The 14,889-nt window shown below is 72.0% G+C and carries 13 protein-coding genes; 10 read left to right on the forward strand and 3 right to left on the reverse strand.

The window, feature by feature from the left end:
• Nucleotides 1-2: 2 nt before the first annotated feature.
• From ASG45_RS04085 to ASG45_RS04100, 4 genes are read left to right on the forward strand one after another with little or no spacing between them, the layout of a single operon-like run.
• Nucleotides 3-395 (forward strand): cupin domain-containing protein, encoded by a 393-nt coding sequence (locus ASG45_RS04085; protein ID WP_055832987.1) that lies wholly within the window; start codon nucleotides 3-5, stop codon nucleotides 393-395.
• The gene (locus ASG45_RS04090; RefSeq protein WP_055832989.1) at nucleotides 392-1,036 is read left to right on the forward strand and encodes an FMN-binding negative transcriptional regulator; all 645 of its coding nucleotides are present in this window, start codon (nucleotides 392-394) and stop codon (nucleotides 1,034-1,036) included. The genes ASG45_RS04085 and ASG45_RS04090 overlap by 4 nt, the downstream gene beginning before the upstream one ends.
• Entirely contained in the window at nucleotides 1,033-2,061 is a 1,029-nt protein-coding gene (locus ASG45_RS04095) for an ornithine cyclodeaminase (protein ID WP_055832991.1), read from the forward strand. The genes ASG45_RS04090 and ASG45_RS04095 overlap by 4 nt, the downstream gene beginning before the upstream one ends.
• Nucleotides 2,058-3,521, forward strand: a complete 1,464-nt coding sequence (locus ASG45_RS04100; protein WP_055832993.1) for an amidohydrolase — start codon at nucleotides 2,058-2,060, stop codon at nucleotides 3,519-3,521. Before ASG45_RS04095 ends, ASG45_RS04100 begins: the two co-directional genes overlap by 4 nt.
• A gap of 157 nt (nucleotides 3,522-3,678) precedes the next feature.
• Here the strand turns inward: ASG45_RS04100 and ASG45_RS04105 are convergent, their stop codons facing one another.
• The 3 genes from ASG45_RS04105 to ASG45_RS04115 all read right to left on the reverse strand — a co-directional run bounded on the left by ASG45_RS04105 (nucleotide 3,679) and on the right by ASG45_RS04115 (nucleotide 6,889).
• Complete coding sequence (locus tag ASG45_RS04105; RefSeq protein ID WP_200943385.1) at nucleotides 3,679-4,596, reverse strand: PDR/VanB family oxidoreductase; 918 nt, start codon at nucleotides 4,594-4,596, stop codon at nucleotides 3,679-3,681.
• Between the two features lie 31 nt (nucleotides 4,597-4,627).
• A complete protein-coding gene (locus tag ASG45_RS04110; RefSeq protein ID WP_156458899.1) occupies nucleotides 4,628-5,254 on the reverse strand; it encodes an MSMEG_1061 family FMN-dependent PPOX-type flavoprotein in 627 nt (208 codons plus the stop codon).
• 150 nt (nucleotides 5,255-5,404) lie between these two features.
• Nucleotides 5,405-6,889: a PucR family transcriptional regulator gene (locus tag ASG45_RS04115; RefSeq protein ID WP_055833297.1), complete on the reverse strand. Its 1,485-nt coding sequence runs from the start codon at nucleotides 6,887-6,889 to the stop codon at nucleotides 5,405-5,407.
• Between the two features lie 73 nt (nucleotides 6,890-6,962).
• Between ASG45_RS04115 and ASG45_RS04120 the strand changes: the two genes are divergently transcribed.
• From ASG45_RS04120 to ASG45_RS04145, 6 genes are read left to right on the forward strand one after another with little or no spacing between them, the layout of a single operon-like run.
• Complete coding sequence (locus ASG45_RS04120; RefSeq protein WP_055832995.1) at nucleotides 6,963-8,075, forward strand: DUF917 domain-containing protein; 1,113 nt, start codon at nucleotides 6,963-6,965, stop codon at nucleotides 8,073-8,075.
• Entirely contained in the window at nucleotides 8,072-9,652 is a 1,581-nt protein-coding gene (locus ASG45_RS04125; protein ID WP_055832998.1) for a hydantoinase/oxoprolinase family protein, read from the forward strand. Before ASG45_RS04120 ends, ASG45_RS04125 begins: the two co-directional genes overlap by 4 nt.
• A gap of 54 nt (nucleotides 9,653-9,706) precedes the next feature.
• Nucleotides 9,707-11,293, forward strand: a complete 1,587-nt coding sequence (locus ASG45_RS04130) for an ABC transporter substrate-binding protein (RefSeq protein ID WP_055833000.1) — start codon at nucleotides 9,707-9,709, stop codon at nucleotides 11,291-11,293.
• Between the two features lie 4 nt (nucleotides 11,294-11,297).
• Complete coding sequence (locus tag ASG45_RS04135; RefSeq protein WP_082509749.1) at nucleotides 11,298-12,341, forward strand: ABC transporter permease; 1,044 nt, start codon at nucleotides 11,298-11,300, stop codon at nucleotides 12,339-12,341.
• Between the two features lie 3 nt (nucleotides 12,342-12,344).
• Nucleotides 12,345-14,117, forward strand: coding sequence for a dipeptide/oligopeptide/nickel ABC transporter permease/ATP-binding protein (locus ASG45_RS04140; RefSeq protein WP_055833002.1), 1,773 nt, complete (start codon nucleotides 12,345-12,347; stop codon nucleotides 14,115-14,117).
• A complete protein-coding gene (locus ASG45_RS04145) occupies nucleotides 14,114-14,884 on the forward strand; it encodes an ABC transporter ATP-binding protein (RefSeq protein ID WP_055833004.1) in 771 nt (256 codons plus the stop codon). Before ASG45_RS04140 ends, ASG45_RS04145 begins: the two co-directional genes overlap by 4 nt.
• Nucleotides 14,885-14,889: the final 5 nt, after the last annotated feature.

Below are 14,889 nucleotides of genomic sequence, written 5' to 3' on the forward strand. Positions count from 1 at the left end.
CCGTGCAGATTCAGCGCCGCGGAGACGGCCACCACGATTGGACCCTCTACGAGGGGGAGGGGCGCGTGGGCATCGAGTGGTACTTCCCGGATGCCACGGCCCTCGGCGCCCAGGTGATGCTCTACCACCTGGCCCCCGGTGCCTCGGAGGGCGAGCACCGCCACCTCACCGGCGCCGCCGACAGCTGCTCGGCCGACAGCAGCGACGAGATGTACGTCGTCACCGCGGGCGAGATCGTCTTCACCGCCGACGGGGTGGACCGGGTGCTCAGGGCGGGAGACGGCGCATACGCCCCGGCGGGCATGGTGCACGGCGTGCGCAATGCCTCGGACGCCCCGGCCGAGCTCGTGCTGATCTTCGGTCCGCCGACCGCCGCCCCGGAGGAGACGCCGTGAGACACGCCCCCGACTACGCCCTGACCGACCTCGACGCGGTGCGCGAGCTGGTGCGCGAGAACCCCTGGGCCACGCTGGTGAGTCATGTGCCCGGGCGGGGGCTCGTGGCATCCCACTATCCGGTGCTCGTCGACGACGCGGGCGACGGGTTCTCGATCGTGAGCCACGTGGGGCGCCCCGACGAGGCGCTGCACGAGCTCGGCGCGCACGAGGTGATGGTGGTGGTGTCGGGGCCGAGCGGCTACGTCTCGCCCGGCTGGTACGACGTGTCGCCGGCCGTGCCGACGTGGAACTTCGTCGTCGCGCACCTGTACGGCACGCCCGAGCTGCTGAGCGACCACGAGAACCTCGCGGTACTCGACCGGCTCGTCACGCACTTCGAGGCGCCCTTGCCGAACCCCTTCCTGATGCACCGGAGCCTCGAGAACACCGCCTACGCCGAGCGGATCGTGCACGGGACGGTCGGGTTCCGCCTGCCCGTCACACGGTTCGAGGCGAAGCAGAAGCTCAGCCAGGACAAGCCCGCCGCCGTCGTCGACCGCATCGTCGCGGCGCTGCGCGCTCCCGGCCCCTATGAGAACCCGGCCCTGGCCGGTCGGATGGATGCCATCCGCCAACGAGAGGAACGAGAAGAACGATGACCGGATTCGTAGGCGTGGATGCCATGGTGCGCTGGGTCGCGACGAACGGAGCCGAGCGGCTCATGACCGACATGGTCGCGTACCTCGAGGCCGACTACCGTCGCTGGTCGTCGTTCGACAAGGTCGAGCGTATGGCCAGCCACACCCCGTTCGGGGTGATCGAGCTCATGCCCATCAGCGATCCCGACACGTACGCCTTCAAGTACGTGAACGGGCATCCCTTCAACCCCGGCCGCGGGTACCAGACCGTCACCGCGTTCGGCGTGCTCGCCGACGTGCACAACGGCTACCCGGTGTTCCTGTCGGAGATGACGCTGCTCACGGCGCTGCGCACCGCCGCGACCTCGGCCATGGTGGCGCGCCGACTGGCTCGCCCCGACGCGCGCACGATGGCGATGATCGGCGCGGGGAGTCAGGCCGAGTTCCAGGCCCTCGCGTTCCGCGGTGTGCTGGGCGTGGATCGTCTGCGCGTGTTCGACGTCGATCCCGCGGCCACCGCCAAGCTCGTGCGCAACCTCACCCCGCTCGGCTTCGACATCGAGGTGTGCGACTCGGCGGCCGAGGCCGCTCGCGAGGCCGACATCGTCACGACCTGCACCGCCGACAAGGCGGCGGCGACGGTGCTCAGCGATTCCAACGTGGCAGCCGGAATGCACATCAACGCCATCGGCGGCGACTGCCCCGGCAAGACCGAGCTCGACCCCGCGATCCTGTCGCGCGGGCCGGTGTTCGTGGAGTACACCCCGCAGACCCGGATCGAGGGCGAGATCCAGCGGGTCGCCGCCGACTTCCCGGTCACGGAGTTCTGGGAGGTGCTCACCGACCGCGCGCCGGGGCGCACCTCCGACGACCAGGTGACCGTCTTCGACTCGGTCGGCTTCGCGATCGAGGACTTCTCGGCGCTGCGGTTCCTGCGCGACAGCGTCGCGGGCACCGAACTGGCGCTCGAGATCGACCTCGTGGCCGCCCCCGACGATCCGAAGGACCTCTTCGGCCTCGTCGGCGCCCCGGTGCCCGCTCTGTGAGCGCGCTCACCCTGCGCTCGGGCCGGCCGTACGGCGGCGAGCCCGTCGACGTCGTCGTGCGCGACGGCCTCATCGCCTCGATCGTCCCGGCCGGTTCCGCGCCGGCCGAGGGCGAGGTCGTCGAGCTCGACGGCCGCGCGATCGGTCCCGGCCTCTGGGACGCCCACGTGCACTTTTCGCAGTGGGTCATCTCGAGCCGCCGCGTCGACGTCGCCGGCACGCACAGCCCCGACGAGGTCGTGGATGCCGTGCGTCGGGCGCTCGTCGCCGGGGCGCCGCGCACCGACGGCGTCCTCGTCGGCTACGGCTACCGCGACGGGTTGTGGACCACTCCGACGACACTCCGACTCCTCGACGACGCGTTCCCCGACGTTCCGGTGGTGCTCGTGAGCGGCGACCTGCACGCCGGGTGGATGAACTCCCGCGGGGCCGAACGCCTCGGCCTCCGCCCCGACGCGAGCGGCGTCGTCGCCGAGTTCGAGTGGATCGCCGCCCTGCAGCGGTTCCAGCAGGCGGCATCCATTCCGGTCGAGGCATATGGCGAGGTCGCCGACGCCGCGGCCCGGCGCGGTGTGGTCGGCATCGTCGACTACGAGAACGTCCCGAACTTCCTCGAGTGGCCCGAGCGGGTCGCCGCGGGCGTGCACGCGCTGCGGGTCGACGCCTCGGTGTGGCCCGACCGACTCGAGCAGGCCATCGCCGCGGGCCTGCGGACGGGCGACCCGCTCGACGCCGACGGACTCGTCACCATGGGCCGGCTGAAGGTCGTCGTCGACGGCTCCCTCAACACGCGCACGGCGTGGTGCTGGGACCCGTACCCCGGTGCCGACCCCCTGCACGCCCACGCGTGCGGCGTGCAGAGCGTCTCGGTCGACGAGCTGCACCGACTGCTCCGACGCGCGAAGCAGGGCGGCATCCTCCCCGCCGTGCACGCCATCGGCGACCGCGCGAACGCCGAGGTGATCGGTGTGTTCGAGACTCTCGGCATGCCCGGCATCATCGAGCACGCGCAACTCGTCAGTGACGGCGATTTCGCCCGATTCCGCCGGGCGGGCCTCATCGCCAGCGTGCAGCCCGAGCACGCGATGGACGACCGCGACATCGCCGACCTGCACTGGTCGGGACGCACCGACCGGGCCTTCGCGTTCGGCTCTCTGCATCGGTCGGGCGCGGCCCTGCGCCTCGGTTCCGACGCCCCCGTCGCCCCGCTCGACCCGTGGCACGCGATCGCGTCGGCGACCTCGCGCAGCCGCGGTGACCGCGAGGCCTGGCATCCGGAACAACGCCTTCCGCTCGACGTCGCGCTGGCGGCGAGCAGCCGCAGCACCCTCGCCGTCGGGCAGCCGGCCGACCTCGTGGTGCTCGAACGCGACCCCTTCGCGTGCGACCGCGACGACCTGCGCGAGATGACCGTGGCGGCGACCCTGCTCGGCGGGCGGTTCACGCACCGGGCGGTGTGACCGGGCTCGTCGGGGGCGGCGGGTCGCCCCCGACAGGCCAGCCGTCGCGCGGGGCCGTCGCGTGCGGACGCTCGACGATCCGGCGCGTGCGCGAGCGCGATCCCCGCGCCCGGTCGACGCGTTCCCGCCCGCGCGGAGCGTTCAGGCGTTCAGGCGTTCAGGCGTTCAGGACAAGCGTCTCTCCCGCACGAGCGCGCGAGACGCACGGGTAGATGATGCGGGACTCGTCGTCGACCGTCAGCGAATCGCGGTGGTCCACCGCCCCATCCAGCACGGGCACGGCGCACGAGCCGCAGACCCCGCGCAGGCAGGAGCCGTTCATCGGCACCCCGGCGCCCTGGAGCGACTCGAGCAGCGACCGGGTCGCGGGCACCTCGACGGTCACACCGGACCGGGCGGCGGTGGCGGTGAAGGCCTCGTTCGGCCCGAACTCCCGCTTCCGGGGCTCGAAACGCTCGAGATGGATGCCGGACCCCTCGGGCAGTGTCGGGCTCAGCGCCCAGAGCGCGTCGACGAACGACGCCGGCCCGCACGCGTAGACGTCGGTGCCGGGGGCGATCCCGCCCACGACCGCGTCGAGGTCGAGACGCCCCCGCTCGCGGCTGACGTGGACGGTGGCGCGATCGCCGAGGGCGGCGATCTCGTCGGCGAAGGCGACGCCGTCGCGATCCCGGGCGACGACGATCATCCTCCAGTCGGCGTCGACGGCGGCGAGGTGACGGGCCATCGACAGGATCGGCGTGACCCCGATCCCGGCGGCCAGCAGCAGGTACGCGGGGGCCTCGCCGAGCTCGAACAGATTGCGGGGCGGGCGCACCCAGACGGTGCTGCCCTCGCGCAGGAACGCGTGGATGTAGTGCGAGCCGCCGCGCGACAGTTCCTCGCGGCGCACGGCGATGCGGTACGACGCGGTGTCGGCGGGGTCGCCGCACAGCGAGTACTGCCGCTCGTGGCGCGTGATCAGCTGCAGGTCGATATGGGCGCCGGGGTTCCAGGCGGGGAGGGGGGATCCATCGACGTTCTGCAGGCGGATGCTCACGATGTCGGGCGTCTGGCGGATGATCTCGCGGACCACCAGGGGTATCAGTCCCTCGCGGCTGCGCACCTCAGTACAGCGCCCGGTAGGCGCCGGACATCGCCTCGTCGATGACGTCGCCGACCGCGGCATCCCATCCCGACGTGCTCGCCCAGATCTGGCCCGAGGTCGGCACCTGCGTGGCCAGGTCCTGCATGTCGGCGTCCCAGATCCCGCCGCGCAGCAGAGCGCGCCCGCAGTGCAGGTACACCTGCTCGATGCGCAGCACGATCGCGAGGTCGGGCACGGTGTGGTCCTGCTCGAGGGAGCGCAGCAGGGTGGGGTCGTCGGTGACGAACGCGGTGCCGTTGATGCGCAGCGTCTCGCTCATTCCCGGCACGAAGCACAGCAGGGCGGCGTGGCCGTTGTCGACGATGTTGCGCATCGAGTCGGCGATCTTGTTGCCGAGGCGGTCGGGAAGCACGACGGTGCGGTCGTCGATCGCCCGCACGAAACCGGGGTAGTCGCCGCGCGGCGAGCAGTCGCACGTTCCGTCGCGATCGGCGGTGGCGAGGGTGGCGAACGGCGAGTGGGCCAGGAAGCGCAGGCAGTTCTCATCGAGGTGGTCGGTGATCTTCTGCAGCGAGGGACCCTCCGGCTCGCCCAGCGTGCCGCGGATGTCCTCGAGCCCGAGCGCGCGGAAATCGGTGGAGAGCATGCCGTCGACGCTACCCCGGGGTCCACCGAACCTCATCGTCGCCCGGGCACAGGATCACCGGGTCGAAGTGTGCCGTCGGCACAGCGGGCGCCCGGGTGATGGAGGGCCACCGCCCCACGCCGGCGCCGCGATCAGGCCCCGACGCCCTCCTCAGCGCCCCGAGCCGAGCAGGCGCACGCGGCACGCCAGCTCGACCGCGAAGCGGGTGTCGGGGTCGTCGAGGTCGACCCCGAGCAGCTCGCGCGCGCGTCGGATGCGGTAGCCGACCGCATTGGGGTGCAGGTTCAGCTCGCGCCCGGCCTGCGCGAGCGAATGACGGTGGCCGAGGTACGACAGCAGCGTGCGCACGGCCGTCGTCGCCTTCTCGGGGCCCAGCACGTCGAGCGGGTGGAGGATGTCGTCGAGCAGGTTGCGGCTCACCGGCGAGGCGTAGAAGTCGAGCAGCAGACGTCGGAGCCCGGTCACGTCGGTGAGCTCGATGGCATCCAATCGACCGCCGGCGATGGCGGAGTCGGCGGCGACGCGCGCCTCGGCAGCCGACTGCCGAAGACCCGCGGCTCCGGTCTGCGGGGTGCCGAGACCGACCGTGTACGTCCAGTCGTCGCCGATGAGACGGCGTGCCTGGGACTGCACGCGCGACACGACGTCGCGCAGGCGCCGCTGGTGGTCGCCCGCACCGTGGTCCTCGCTGCTGACGACGAGGACGTCGTCCTGCAGGAAGGCGATGTGCCACAGCTCGGGGCGGTCCTCGATGAGCTGCAGGGTGAACAGCTCGAGCGCGGCCTCGACGAAGCGCGGGGCGCGCAGCCCCGGGTCGGTGCGGTGCTGCGGACGCATCCACGCCACGGCGTGCGAGAGCTGCAGCGGCAGACCGAGGCGTGCGGCCGGAGCGACGAACCCGTCGACGCGACCGGCCTCGGCGAGGATCAGCTCGACGATGAGGTCGGCGCGCGACTGATTCGGGGCGAAGCGGTCCTGCAGGTGCCGCTGCATGGCCCGCGACACGAGCGAGGCCACGACCGGCAGGGCGACGGTGGCGGCCGGGTCCGACGTCTCGGCGACCAGCCGGCCGATGGGCACTTCGCCCGCGAAGACGGCGTCGGCGTCGGTCCACGAGGTCACCAGGTCTTCGCGCAGGCTCACCCGCACGCCCAGGGCGGTGCCCGCGGCGTCGAGGATCGCCGCCACCGCGTCTCCCTCGCCCGCAGCCGCGGCCTGCGTCGCCTTCTCGACCGCGAAGGCCGCGCGGGTCATCGACTCGGCCGCGCCCCCGCTGATCACCCGGTCGATCGCCACGGCGAGGTCGGGAGCGGGCGCCGCGAGCGACACGAGCACGGGAACGCCGCCGCGCAGCGCCAGCACGGTCGCGGTCTCGGTCGCCGTGAAGCCCGCGGGCATGACGAGGCCCGCCAGCCCGCGCGCGCTGGCCTGGCGCAGGGCCACGTCGACGAGGTACGGCGCGGGCGGGTCGTCGCCGGCCACGACGGCCAGGGTGCCCGCGGTCAGGCCGGGCAGATCGGCGAGGGTCGACACGTCGACGCGTTCGATCGTCGCTCCCCCCTCGGGGCCGGCGGCGTGCGCGATGCCCAGGCGTTCGGTCTGAGCGAGAAGGTCGGAAGTGGTGAGCTGTGCCACCAGCACAATGTACGCCGATTCCCTGTCTGCTCACCACATTGTCGCTCGCGGGGGCGGTGCTTAGTGTCGTGTCATGGCACTTCCGTCTCCCGTCACGCCGACCGCGGCCCGCGCCCCCGAGCACGTCACGGCCGACGACATCGCCGCGCTCGCCGCGGGCGCGGCGATCTTCGGCACGGGCGGCGGCGGCGCCGTCTACACCTCGCAGCTGACGACCGAGCGCGCGATCCGCGAGCACGGGCCGGTGCGGCTGCTGAGCCTCGACGACCTCGGACCCGACGACGCCGTCATCATGATGAGCGGCATCGGCGCACCGACCGTCGGCATCGAGATGCTCTCGTCGGTGCAGCAGGTCGAGACCCTGCTGCGCGAGGCCGAACGCGTCGCCGGGCGCACGATCACCGCGATCATGCCCGCCGAGATCGGCGGCAGCAACGGCGTCTCGCCCGCCGGATGGGCCGCTCGCCTGGGCGTCGCCCTGCTGGATGCCGACGGCATGGGCCGCGCGTTCCCGGAGGCGACCATGATCTCCACCAACGTCGCCGGCGTCCCGTGCGAGTTCGCGGTGCTCAGCGACGTCGTCGGCAACGTCGTGACCCTGCGCACGGTCGACCTCGGCTGGCTCGAGCGGCACGCCCGCGCCGTCACGGTGGCCGCCGGGGGAATCTGCCTCGGCGCCCACTACCTGCTCACCGCCGAGACGGCTCGCGGAGCGGTCATCCCGGGCACGATCAGCACGGCCATCCGCGTCGGACGCGCGCTGCTCTCGGCCGCCGAGCCGGTGGCCGCCATCGCCGACGAGCTCGACGCCGACGTGCTCATCTCGGGCAAGATCGTCGACGTCTCGCGCCGCACCGAGGGCGGGTTCGTGCGCGGCTCGATCACGATCGCCGGGATCGGCGACGACCGCGGGCGCCTGCAGCGCGTCGAGCTGCGCAACGAGAACCTCGTGGTGCTCGAAGACGGCGAGGTGCTGGCGACCGTGCCCGACCTCATCACCGTCGTCGACCTCGAGACCGGTCACGCCATCTCGACCGAGATGCTGCGCTACGGCCAGCGCGTGTCGGTGCTGGCCTGGGCGTGCGACCCCCTGTGGCGCACCGAGCGCGGCCTCGAGATCGCCGGCCCCCGCGCCTTCGGCTACGACCTGCCCTACGTCCCCTTCGAGCGGAAGGACGCGCGATGATCGCCGTTCGCGACCTGTCCATCGGCGTCGACGTCGGCGGCACCAACACCGACGCGGTCGTCGTGGATGCCACGGGGTCGGTGATCGCCTGGACGAAGCAGCCGACCACGGCCGATGTCATCGGCGGCATCCGTGCCGGTATCGCCGCCGTGCTCGCGCAGCTCGCCGAGGACCGCGACCGGGTGTCGCGCGTCATGCTCGGCACCACCCACGCGACCAACGCGATCGTCGCCCGTCGGGGCCTGGACCGCGTCGCGCTCGTGCGGCTCGGGGCTCCCGCGGCCACCGAGTGGCCGCCGCTGACGGGCTGGCCGACCGACCTCAGCACCCAGGTGCTGGCGGGGGCGGCCATGCTCGGCGGCGGGCACATGGTCGACGGCACGCCCATCTCGCCGCTCGATCGCGACGGCATCCGGCGGTTCCTCGACGGCCTCGACGGACGGTTCGACAGCGTCGCGGTGTGCGGGATCTTCGCCCCCTCGTCGCCCGAGCAGGAGCGCGACGTCGAGCAGCTCGTGCACGACCACATCGGCGAGAACGTGCCGGTGTTCCTCAGCCAGGACATCGGTCCCGACGGGTTGCTCGAGCGCGAGAACGCCACGGTGCTCAACGCGGCCCTGCGCGGCGTCGCGAGCGAGGTGACCCGCGCCCTCGTCGACGTCGTCGCCGAGGAGGGTCTCGACGTCTCGACTTTCTTCGCGCAGAACGACGGCACCCTGATGTCGCTCGACTACGCCGTGCGCTACCCGGTGCTGACCATCGGGTCGGGGCCGGCGAACTCCCTCCGCGGAGCCGCCTTCCTCTCGGGCGCCCAGAACGCCATCGTCGTCGACGTCGGCGGCACCACGAGCGACCTCGGCGTGCTCGTCGACGGATTCCCCCGCGAATCGACCCTGCCCCGCGATATCGGCGGCGTGCGCACCAACTTCCGCATGCCCGACATCCTCAGCCTCGGCATCGGCGGGGGCACGATCATCGACCCCCGCACCGGCGCCGTCGGCCCGGGATCGGTGGGGTACCGCATCGCCGAAGAGGGACTGCTGTTCGGCGGTTCCACCCCGACGCTCACCGATGCCGCCGCGGCCGCGGGGCACGGCATCCGGGGTCGTTCGCTCCCCCCGCTGTCGGCGGGTCACCGCGACATGCTGGCCCGCGCCCTCGCCCACGCGCACGAACGCATCGAGGAGGCCGTCGAACGGCTGTCGCTCGGCCGCGTCGACCTGCCGCTGATCGTCGTCGGCGGCGGCGCCCAACTCGTTCCCGACGATCTGCCGGGGGCCGGTGACGTGCTCCGCCCCGACCGGGCCGACGTCGCCAACGCCGTCGGAGCGGCCATCTCGCTCGCCGGGGGCCGCGCCGACCAGATCTCCGACGCCGAAGACCGGGATGCCGCGATCGCGGCCGCCTCGGAAGCGGCGATCGCGAAGGCCATCCAGGCGGGGGCCGATCCCCTCGCGGTCGAGATCGTCGACGTCCTCGAGACGTCGCTGTCGTACACGACCCGCCCCACCCTCAAGGTCTCGGTCAAAGCCGCCGGCCCCCTGAGCCATCTCGCCGCACCCATCCCCGCGCGCTGACACCTGCACCACCCCTGCACCACCGTCGCTTCCCCCGAATCAAGGAGCATGGCAATGAAACGCAGCACTCTCGTCCCGGCCGCGGCCGGGGTCGTCCTTCTCGCATTGACACTGGCGTCGTGCGCGGCGCCCTCCGACAGCAGCGGGGGAGGGGGCTCGGTCGTCTCGGGCGGCACGTTCGTCAAGGCGATCAGCGACGACCCGGGCGACCTCGACCCGATGAAGGCCGTCTCGCCCGACACCTTCGACGTCGTCACCATCGCCTACGAGTCGCTCATCTACGTCACCCCCGACGGCGAGTACGAACCCTGGCTCGCCGAGAGCTGGACCGACGAGGGCACCTCGGCCACCTTCACGCTGAAGGACGGCATCACTTGCGCCGACGGCTCGGAGTTCACCGCGCAGACCGTCGCCGACAACCTCAACTACAACGCCGACCCGGCCAACGCGACCTTCTCGTACGGCACCGTCATCACCGAGGCCGTGTCGGCCACGGCCGAGGGCAACGTCGTCACCGTGACCAGCACGGTCAACGACCCGTTCCTGGCCGTCAACCTCGGCACGATCATGATGGTGTGCGATGCCGGTCTCGCCGACGTCGCTTCGCTGTCGGACACCACGAACGGCACGGGCATGTTCCAGCTGAGCGAGGCGCGCGCCGGCGACGCGTACGTCTTCACCCAGCGCGACGGCTACACGTGGGGCCCGTACGGCGTCACGAACGAGACCGAGGGGCTGCCCGAGACCATCGAGGCGCGCATCGTGTCCGACCAGAGCACCGTGACGAACCTGCTGCTCTCGGGCGAGCTGAACTCCGGCGTGGTCACCGGCCCCGACCAGGACCGCCTCGAGGGCGCGGGCATCACCTACGCGGGCGTGCGCAACCCGGTCGGTCAGATCCTGTTCAACGAGCGCGAGGGCCGGCCCTTCTCCGACCCGCTCGTGCGCGAGGCCCTCTCGACCGCGATCAATCGCGACGAGGTCGGCCCGGTCATCGCCGGCGCCACGGGTCTGCCCTCCAGCGGGCTCGTCATGAAGACGCCGCTGCTGTGCGTGCAGGACCCGCCGAGCTGGAGCCTGCCGGCCACCGACCTCGATCGCGCCGGCGAACTGCTCGACGAAGCCGGCTGGACCCTCGGCAGCGACGGCATCCGTCAGAAGAACGGGCAGCCCCTGAACGTGAAGTTCATCTACGACGCCCCCACCGCCTCGCACGCTCCGGCCGCCGAACTGGTCAAAGAGACGTGGGACTCGCTGGGCGTGGTCACCGAGCTGTCGGCCAACGACGCCGCGGCCTGGTCCGACCAGCTCTACACGAGCTTCGACTGGGACACCGGGTGGGTGCAGATCGGGCCGGGAAGCCCCGTCGTGCTCGACCTCTTCTTCGGGGGAGCGACTCCCGACCAGGGTGGCTTGAACTTCATGTTCGTCGACAACCCCGAGTACAACGCCCTGGCCACCCAGGCCAAGACAGCCACCCCCGACGCCGCGTGCGGACTGTGGCAGCAGGCCGAGAAGGAGCTCATCGAGCGCTTCGACACCTTCCCGGTGATCGACAACATCCTGCCGAACTACATGAGCGGCGCGACGTTCGAGCAGCCGAACTTCCTCAACCCCACCTCGATCCGGATGCAGGGCTGATCCCATGACCGCCACCCCTCCGCCCGTCGTCGCCGACCTGGCCGGCGCCCCCACCGCCGCCCTGGCGGTGCGGGCGGAGGGGCGCGGCCGCGGTCCGCGGCTCTCTCCTCGCGCGGCGTTCCTCGTGCGACGACTGGGGCGACTGCTCGTCTCGCTCGCCGTCGTCGTCGTCGCGTCGTTCTTCCTCATCCACCTCGTGCCGGGCGATCCGGTGCGGGCGGCCCTCGGCATCCAGGCTTCGCCCGAACTGGTCGCGGCCACCCGCGCCGAGCTCGGTCTCGACAAGCCGCTGCCGCAGCAGTTCTTCGACTACGTCGCGCACCTGCTGCGCGGCGACTTCGGGGAGTCGATCCGCACCGGCCGGTCGGTCTCCGAGACCATCGGTCAACGTTTTCCGGCGACCGTCACGCTGGGGGTGCTGAGCTTCCTGCTCGCCCTGGTCGCCGCGGTCCCGATCGGCATCGGCGCCGCCGTCGCCCTGCAGCGTCCGGGTCGCAAGGTCGCCGACGCGCTCATCTCGGGCGTGCTGGGCATGCTCATCGCGGTGCCCGGCTTCCTGCTCGCCGTCGGGCTCATCGCCCTCTTCGCCGTGCAGCTCAAATGGCTCCCCGCGGCCGGATGGGGAAAGCCCGAGGATGCCGTGCTGCCGGTGCTCGCGCTCGCCCTCGGGCCCCTCGCCTACCTCGCCCGCATCGTGCAGGTCGAGATGTCGGGTGTGCTGGGGGCGACCTACATGACCACCGCGCGGGCGAAGCGTCTTCCGGGGCGGCTCGTCTACCTGCGCCACGCGCTGCCGAACATCATCACCGCCTCGCTCACGGTGAGCGGGCTGCTGCTGAGCGGCATGATCGCCGGCACCGTGCTGATCGAGACGGTCTTCGCGATCCCCGGAATGGGCGGGGTCATGGTCCCGGCGGTCGGGGCGAAGGACTACCCGATCGTGCAGGGGCTCGTCGTGGTCTACGCGCTCATCATCCTCGGCGTGAACCTCGTCGTCGATCTCATCCTGGTGACCGTCGACCCGCGGTCCTCGATCACGGAGGGCTGACCCATGACCTGGCGCTCACGACTGCTGTCTCCGGCCGGCATCGCCGCTCTCATCGGCGTGCTGCTGTTCCTGTTCCTCGCGACCGCGGGACCCACGCTCTTCCTCGCCGCGGCCGAGACCTCGGACGTCCCCGCACGGTTGCTGCCGCCGAGCCTCGCGCACCCGTTCGGCACCGACGACCTCGGCCGCGACATCTTCGCGCGCGTGCTCGTCGCCGCCCGCATCTCGCTGCTGTTGACCCTGGGTGCCACGGTGGTCTCCACGGTCGGCGGCATCGCCTACGGCCTCATCGCCGTGATCCTGCCGCGGCACGCACGTCGACTGGCCACCGGCCTGCTCGACGTGCTCCTCGCCTTTCCCTGGCTGCTGATGGTGCTGTTCTTCACCGTCATCTGGGGCGCGAGCGCCGTGACGGCGATGCTCGCGATCGGTATCTCGGGCATCCCCTTCATGGCGCGTCTGGTCTACAACCTGGCGTCGTCGGTCTCGGGCCGCGACTACGTGCGGGCCGCCCGCGTCGTCGGCGTCGGACCGTTCGGCATCCTGGTGCGCCACATCCTGCCCAACATCGCCAACCCGCTGTTCGTCAACGCCGCGGCCACCGCCAGCGTGACGCTGCTGTCGTTCGCGGGGCTGTCGTTCCTGGGTCTCGGTGTGCAGGCGCCCGAGTACGACTGGGGGCGACTGCTGCAGGACGGCATCACCCGCATCTACGTCAATCCGCTCGCCGCGATCGGCCCCGGCATCGCCGTGGTGCTCGCGGGCCTGGTGTTCACCTTCGTGAGCGAGGCGCTCGGCGACGCGCGCGGCGGGGGCCGAGCGGCCGTGGCCCGACGCGCCCTCGGCGCGGTGGCCCCGCTGCGTCGCTCCGGGGTCGGCGCCGCCCCCGCACGACCGGCGGCGACGGCGGGTGAACCCGTCGCCGAGATCGCCGACCTGCGCATCGCGTTCGCCACCCCCGACGGCGGCGAGGTCGAGCGCGTCCGCGGCGTCGGGCTGCGCATCCTCCCGGGCGAGGTCGTGGGCATCGTGGGCGAGTCGGGCTCGGGCAAATCGCTCACGGCCATGGCCCTCGCGGGTCTGCTCGGCACCGATGCGCGGATCACGACGAGCGCCCACACCTTCGACGGCATCGACATGACGCGCCCGCTCACCGCGGCCGATCGTTCCACGCTCGGTGTGGAGCTCGGCATGGTGTTCCAGGACCCGCTCACCTCGCTGAACCCCGCGCTGACGATCGGCCGCCAGCTCACCGAGGTTCCCGAGGTGCACCTGAAGATGTCGCGCGCCGATGCCCGCGCGCACGCGGCCGCCGCGCTCGAGGCCGTCGGGATCGCCGACGCGAAGCGGCGCCTGTCGCAGTACCCGCACCAGTTCAGCGGCGGGATGCGCCAGCGCGCGATGATCGGTCAGGCCCTCACCGGCCGACCGAAGCTCATCATCGCCGACGAGCCCACCACCGCCCTCGACGTCACCGTGCAGCGACAGGTGATGGGCGTGCTCCGCCGGGCGCAGCGCGACACGGGCGCGGCGATCGTCTTCATCTCGCACGACATCGCGCTCGTCTCGGCGTTCTGCGATCGCGTCCTCGTCATGAAGGACGGCCTGATCGTCGAGGAGCTCGACGCCCAGCGCATCCGCGACGACGCCACCCACCCGTACTCGCGCGCGCTGATCGCGTGCCTGCCCGACATGACGTCCGACCGCACGCGCCCTCTTCCGGTCATCCCGCCGGAACTGGCCGCCGCTGCCCTCGCCGAGGAGGTGGGGGTGTGAACGCCCTCGAGATCGACCGCCTGTCCGTCCGATACGGCCGGGCCACTGTCGTCGACGACGTCTCGCTCGTCGTCCCCGCGGGACGGACGCTGGGCCTCGTGGGCGAATCGGGGTCGGGCAAGAGCACGATCGCCGCGGCCGCGGTGGGCCTCGTGCCGCCCGCCGCCGGAGAGGTGCGGGTCGGCGGGGTCGTGGCATCCGGTCGGGGAAAAGACGCACGCGAGGCGCGTCGCCGTCTGCAGCTCGTGTTCCAGGACCCGTTCTCGGCGCTGGATCCGCGCATGAGCATCGGCGAGTCGATCGCGGAGGCCCTCCTCGCGAGCGGGAAGTCCTTCTCTCGCGATGCCCGCGTCGCGCGGGTGCGGGAGCTGCTCGGGCTCGTGCACCTCGATCCCGACCGTGCCGGCGACCTGCCCGCCGCGTTCTCGGGCGGCCAGCGGCAGCGCGTCACGATCGCCCGCGCTCTCGCGGGCGAGCCGAGCGTGCTCATCGCCGACGAGGTGACCAGTGCCCTCGACGTGTCGGTGCAGGGCTCGGTGCTCAACCTGCTGCGCGAGCTGCAGGAGCGCTTCGGCCTGTCGATGCTCTTCATCTCGCACAACCTGGCCGTCGTCCGCTACGTCAGCGACGAGATCGCCGTCATGCGTCACGGGCGCATCGTCGAGTCGGGCCCCACCGAGCAGCTGCTGGCCGCGCCCACCGAGAGGTACACCCTCGACCTGCTCGACGCGGTGCCGGTGCTCGGCGTGCGGATGACGACGGACTGAGCGAT

This window comes from Microbacterium sp. Leaf436 (assembly GCF_001424715.1).
Classification (GTDB): domain Bacteria; phylum Actinomycetota; class Actinomycetes; order Actinomycetales; family Microbacteriaceae; genus Microbacterium.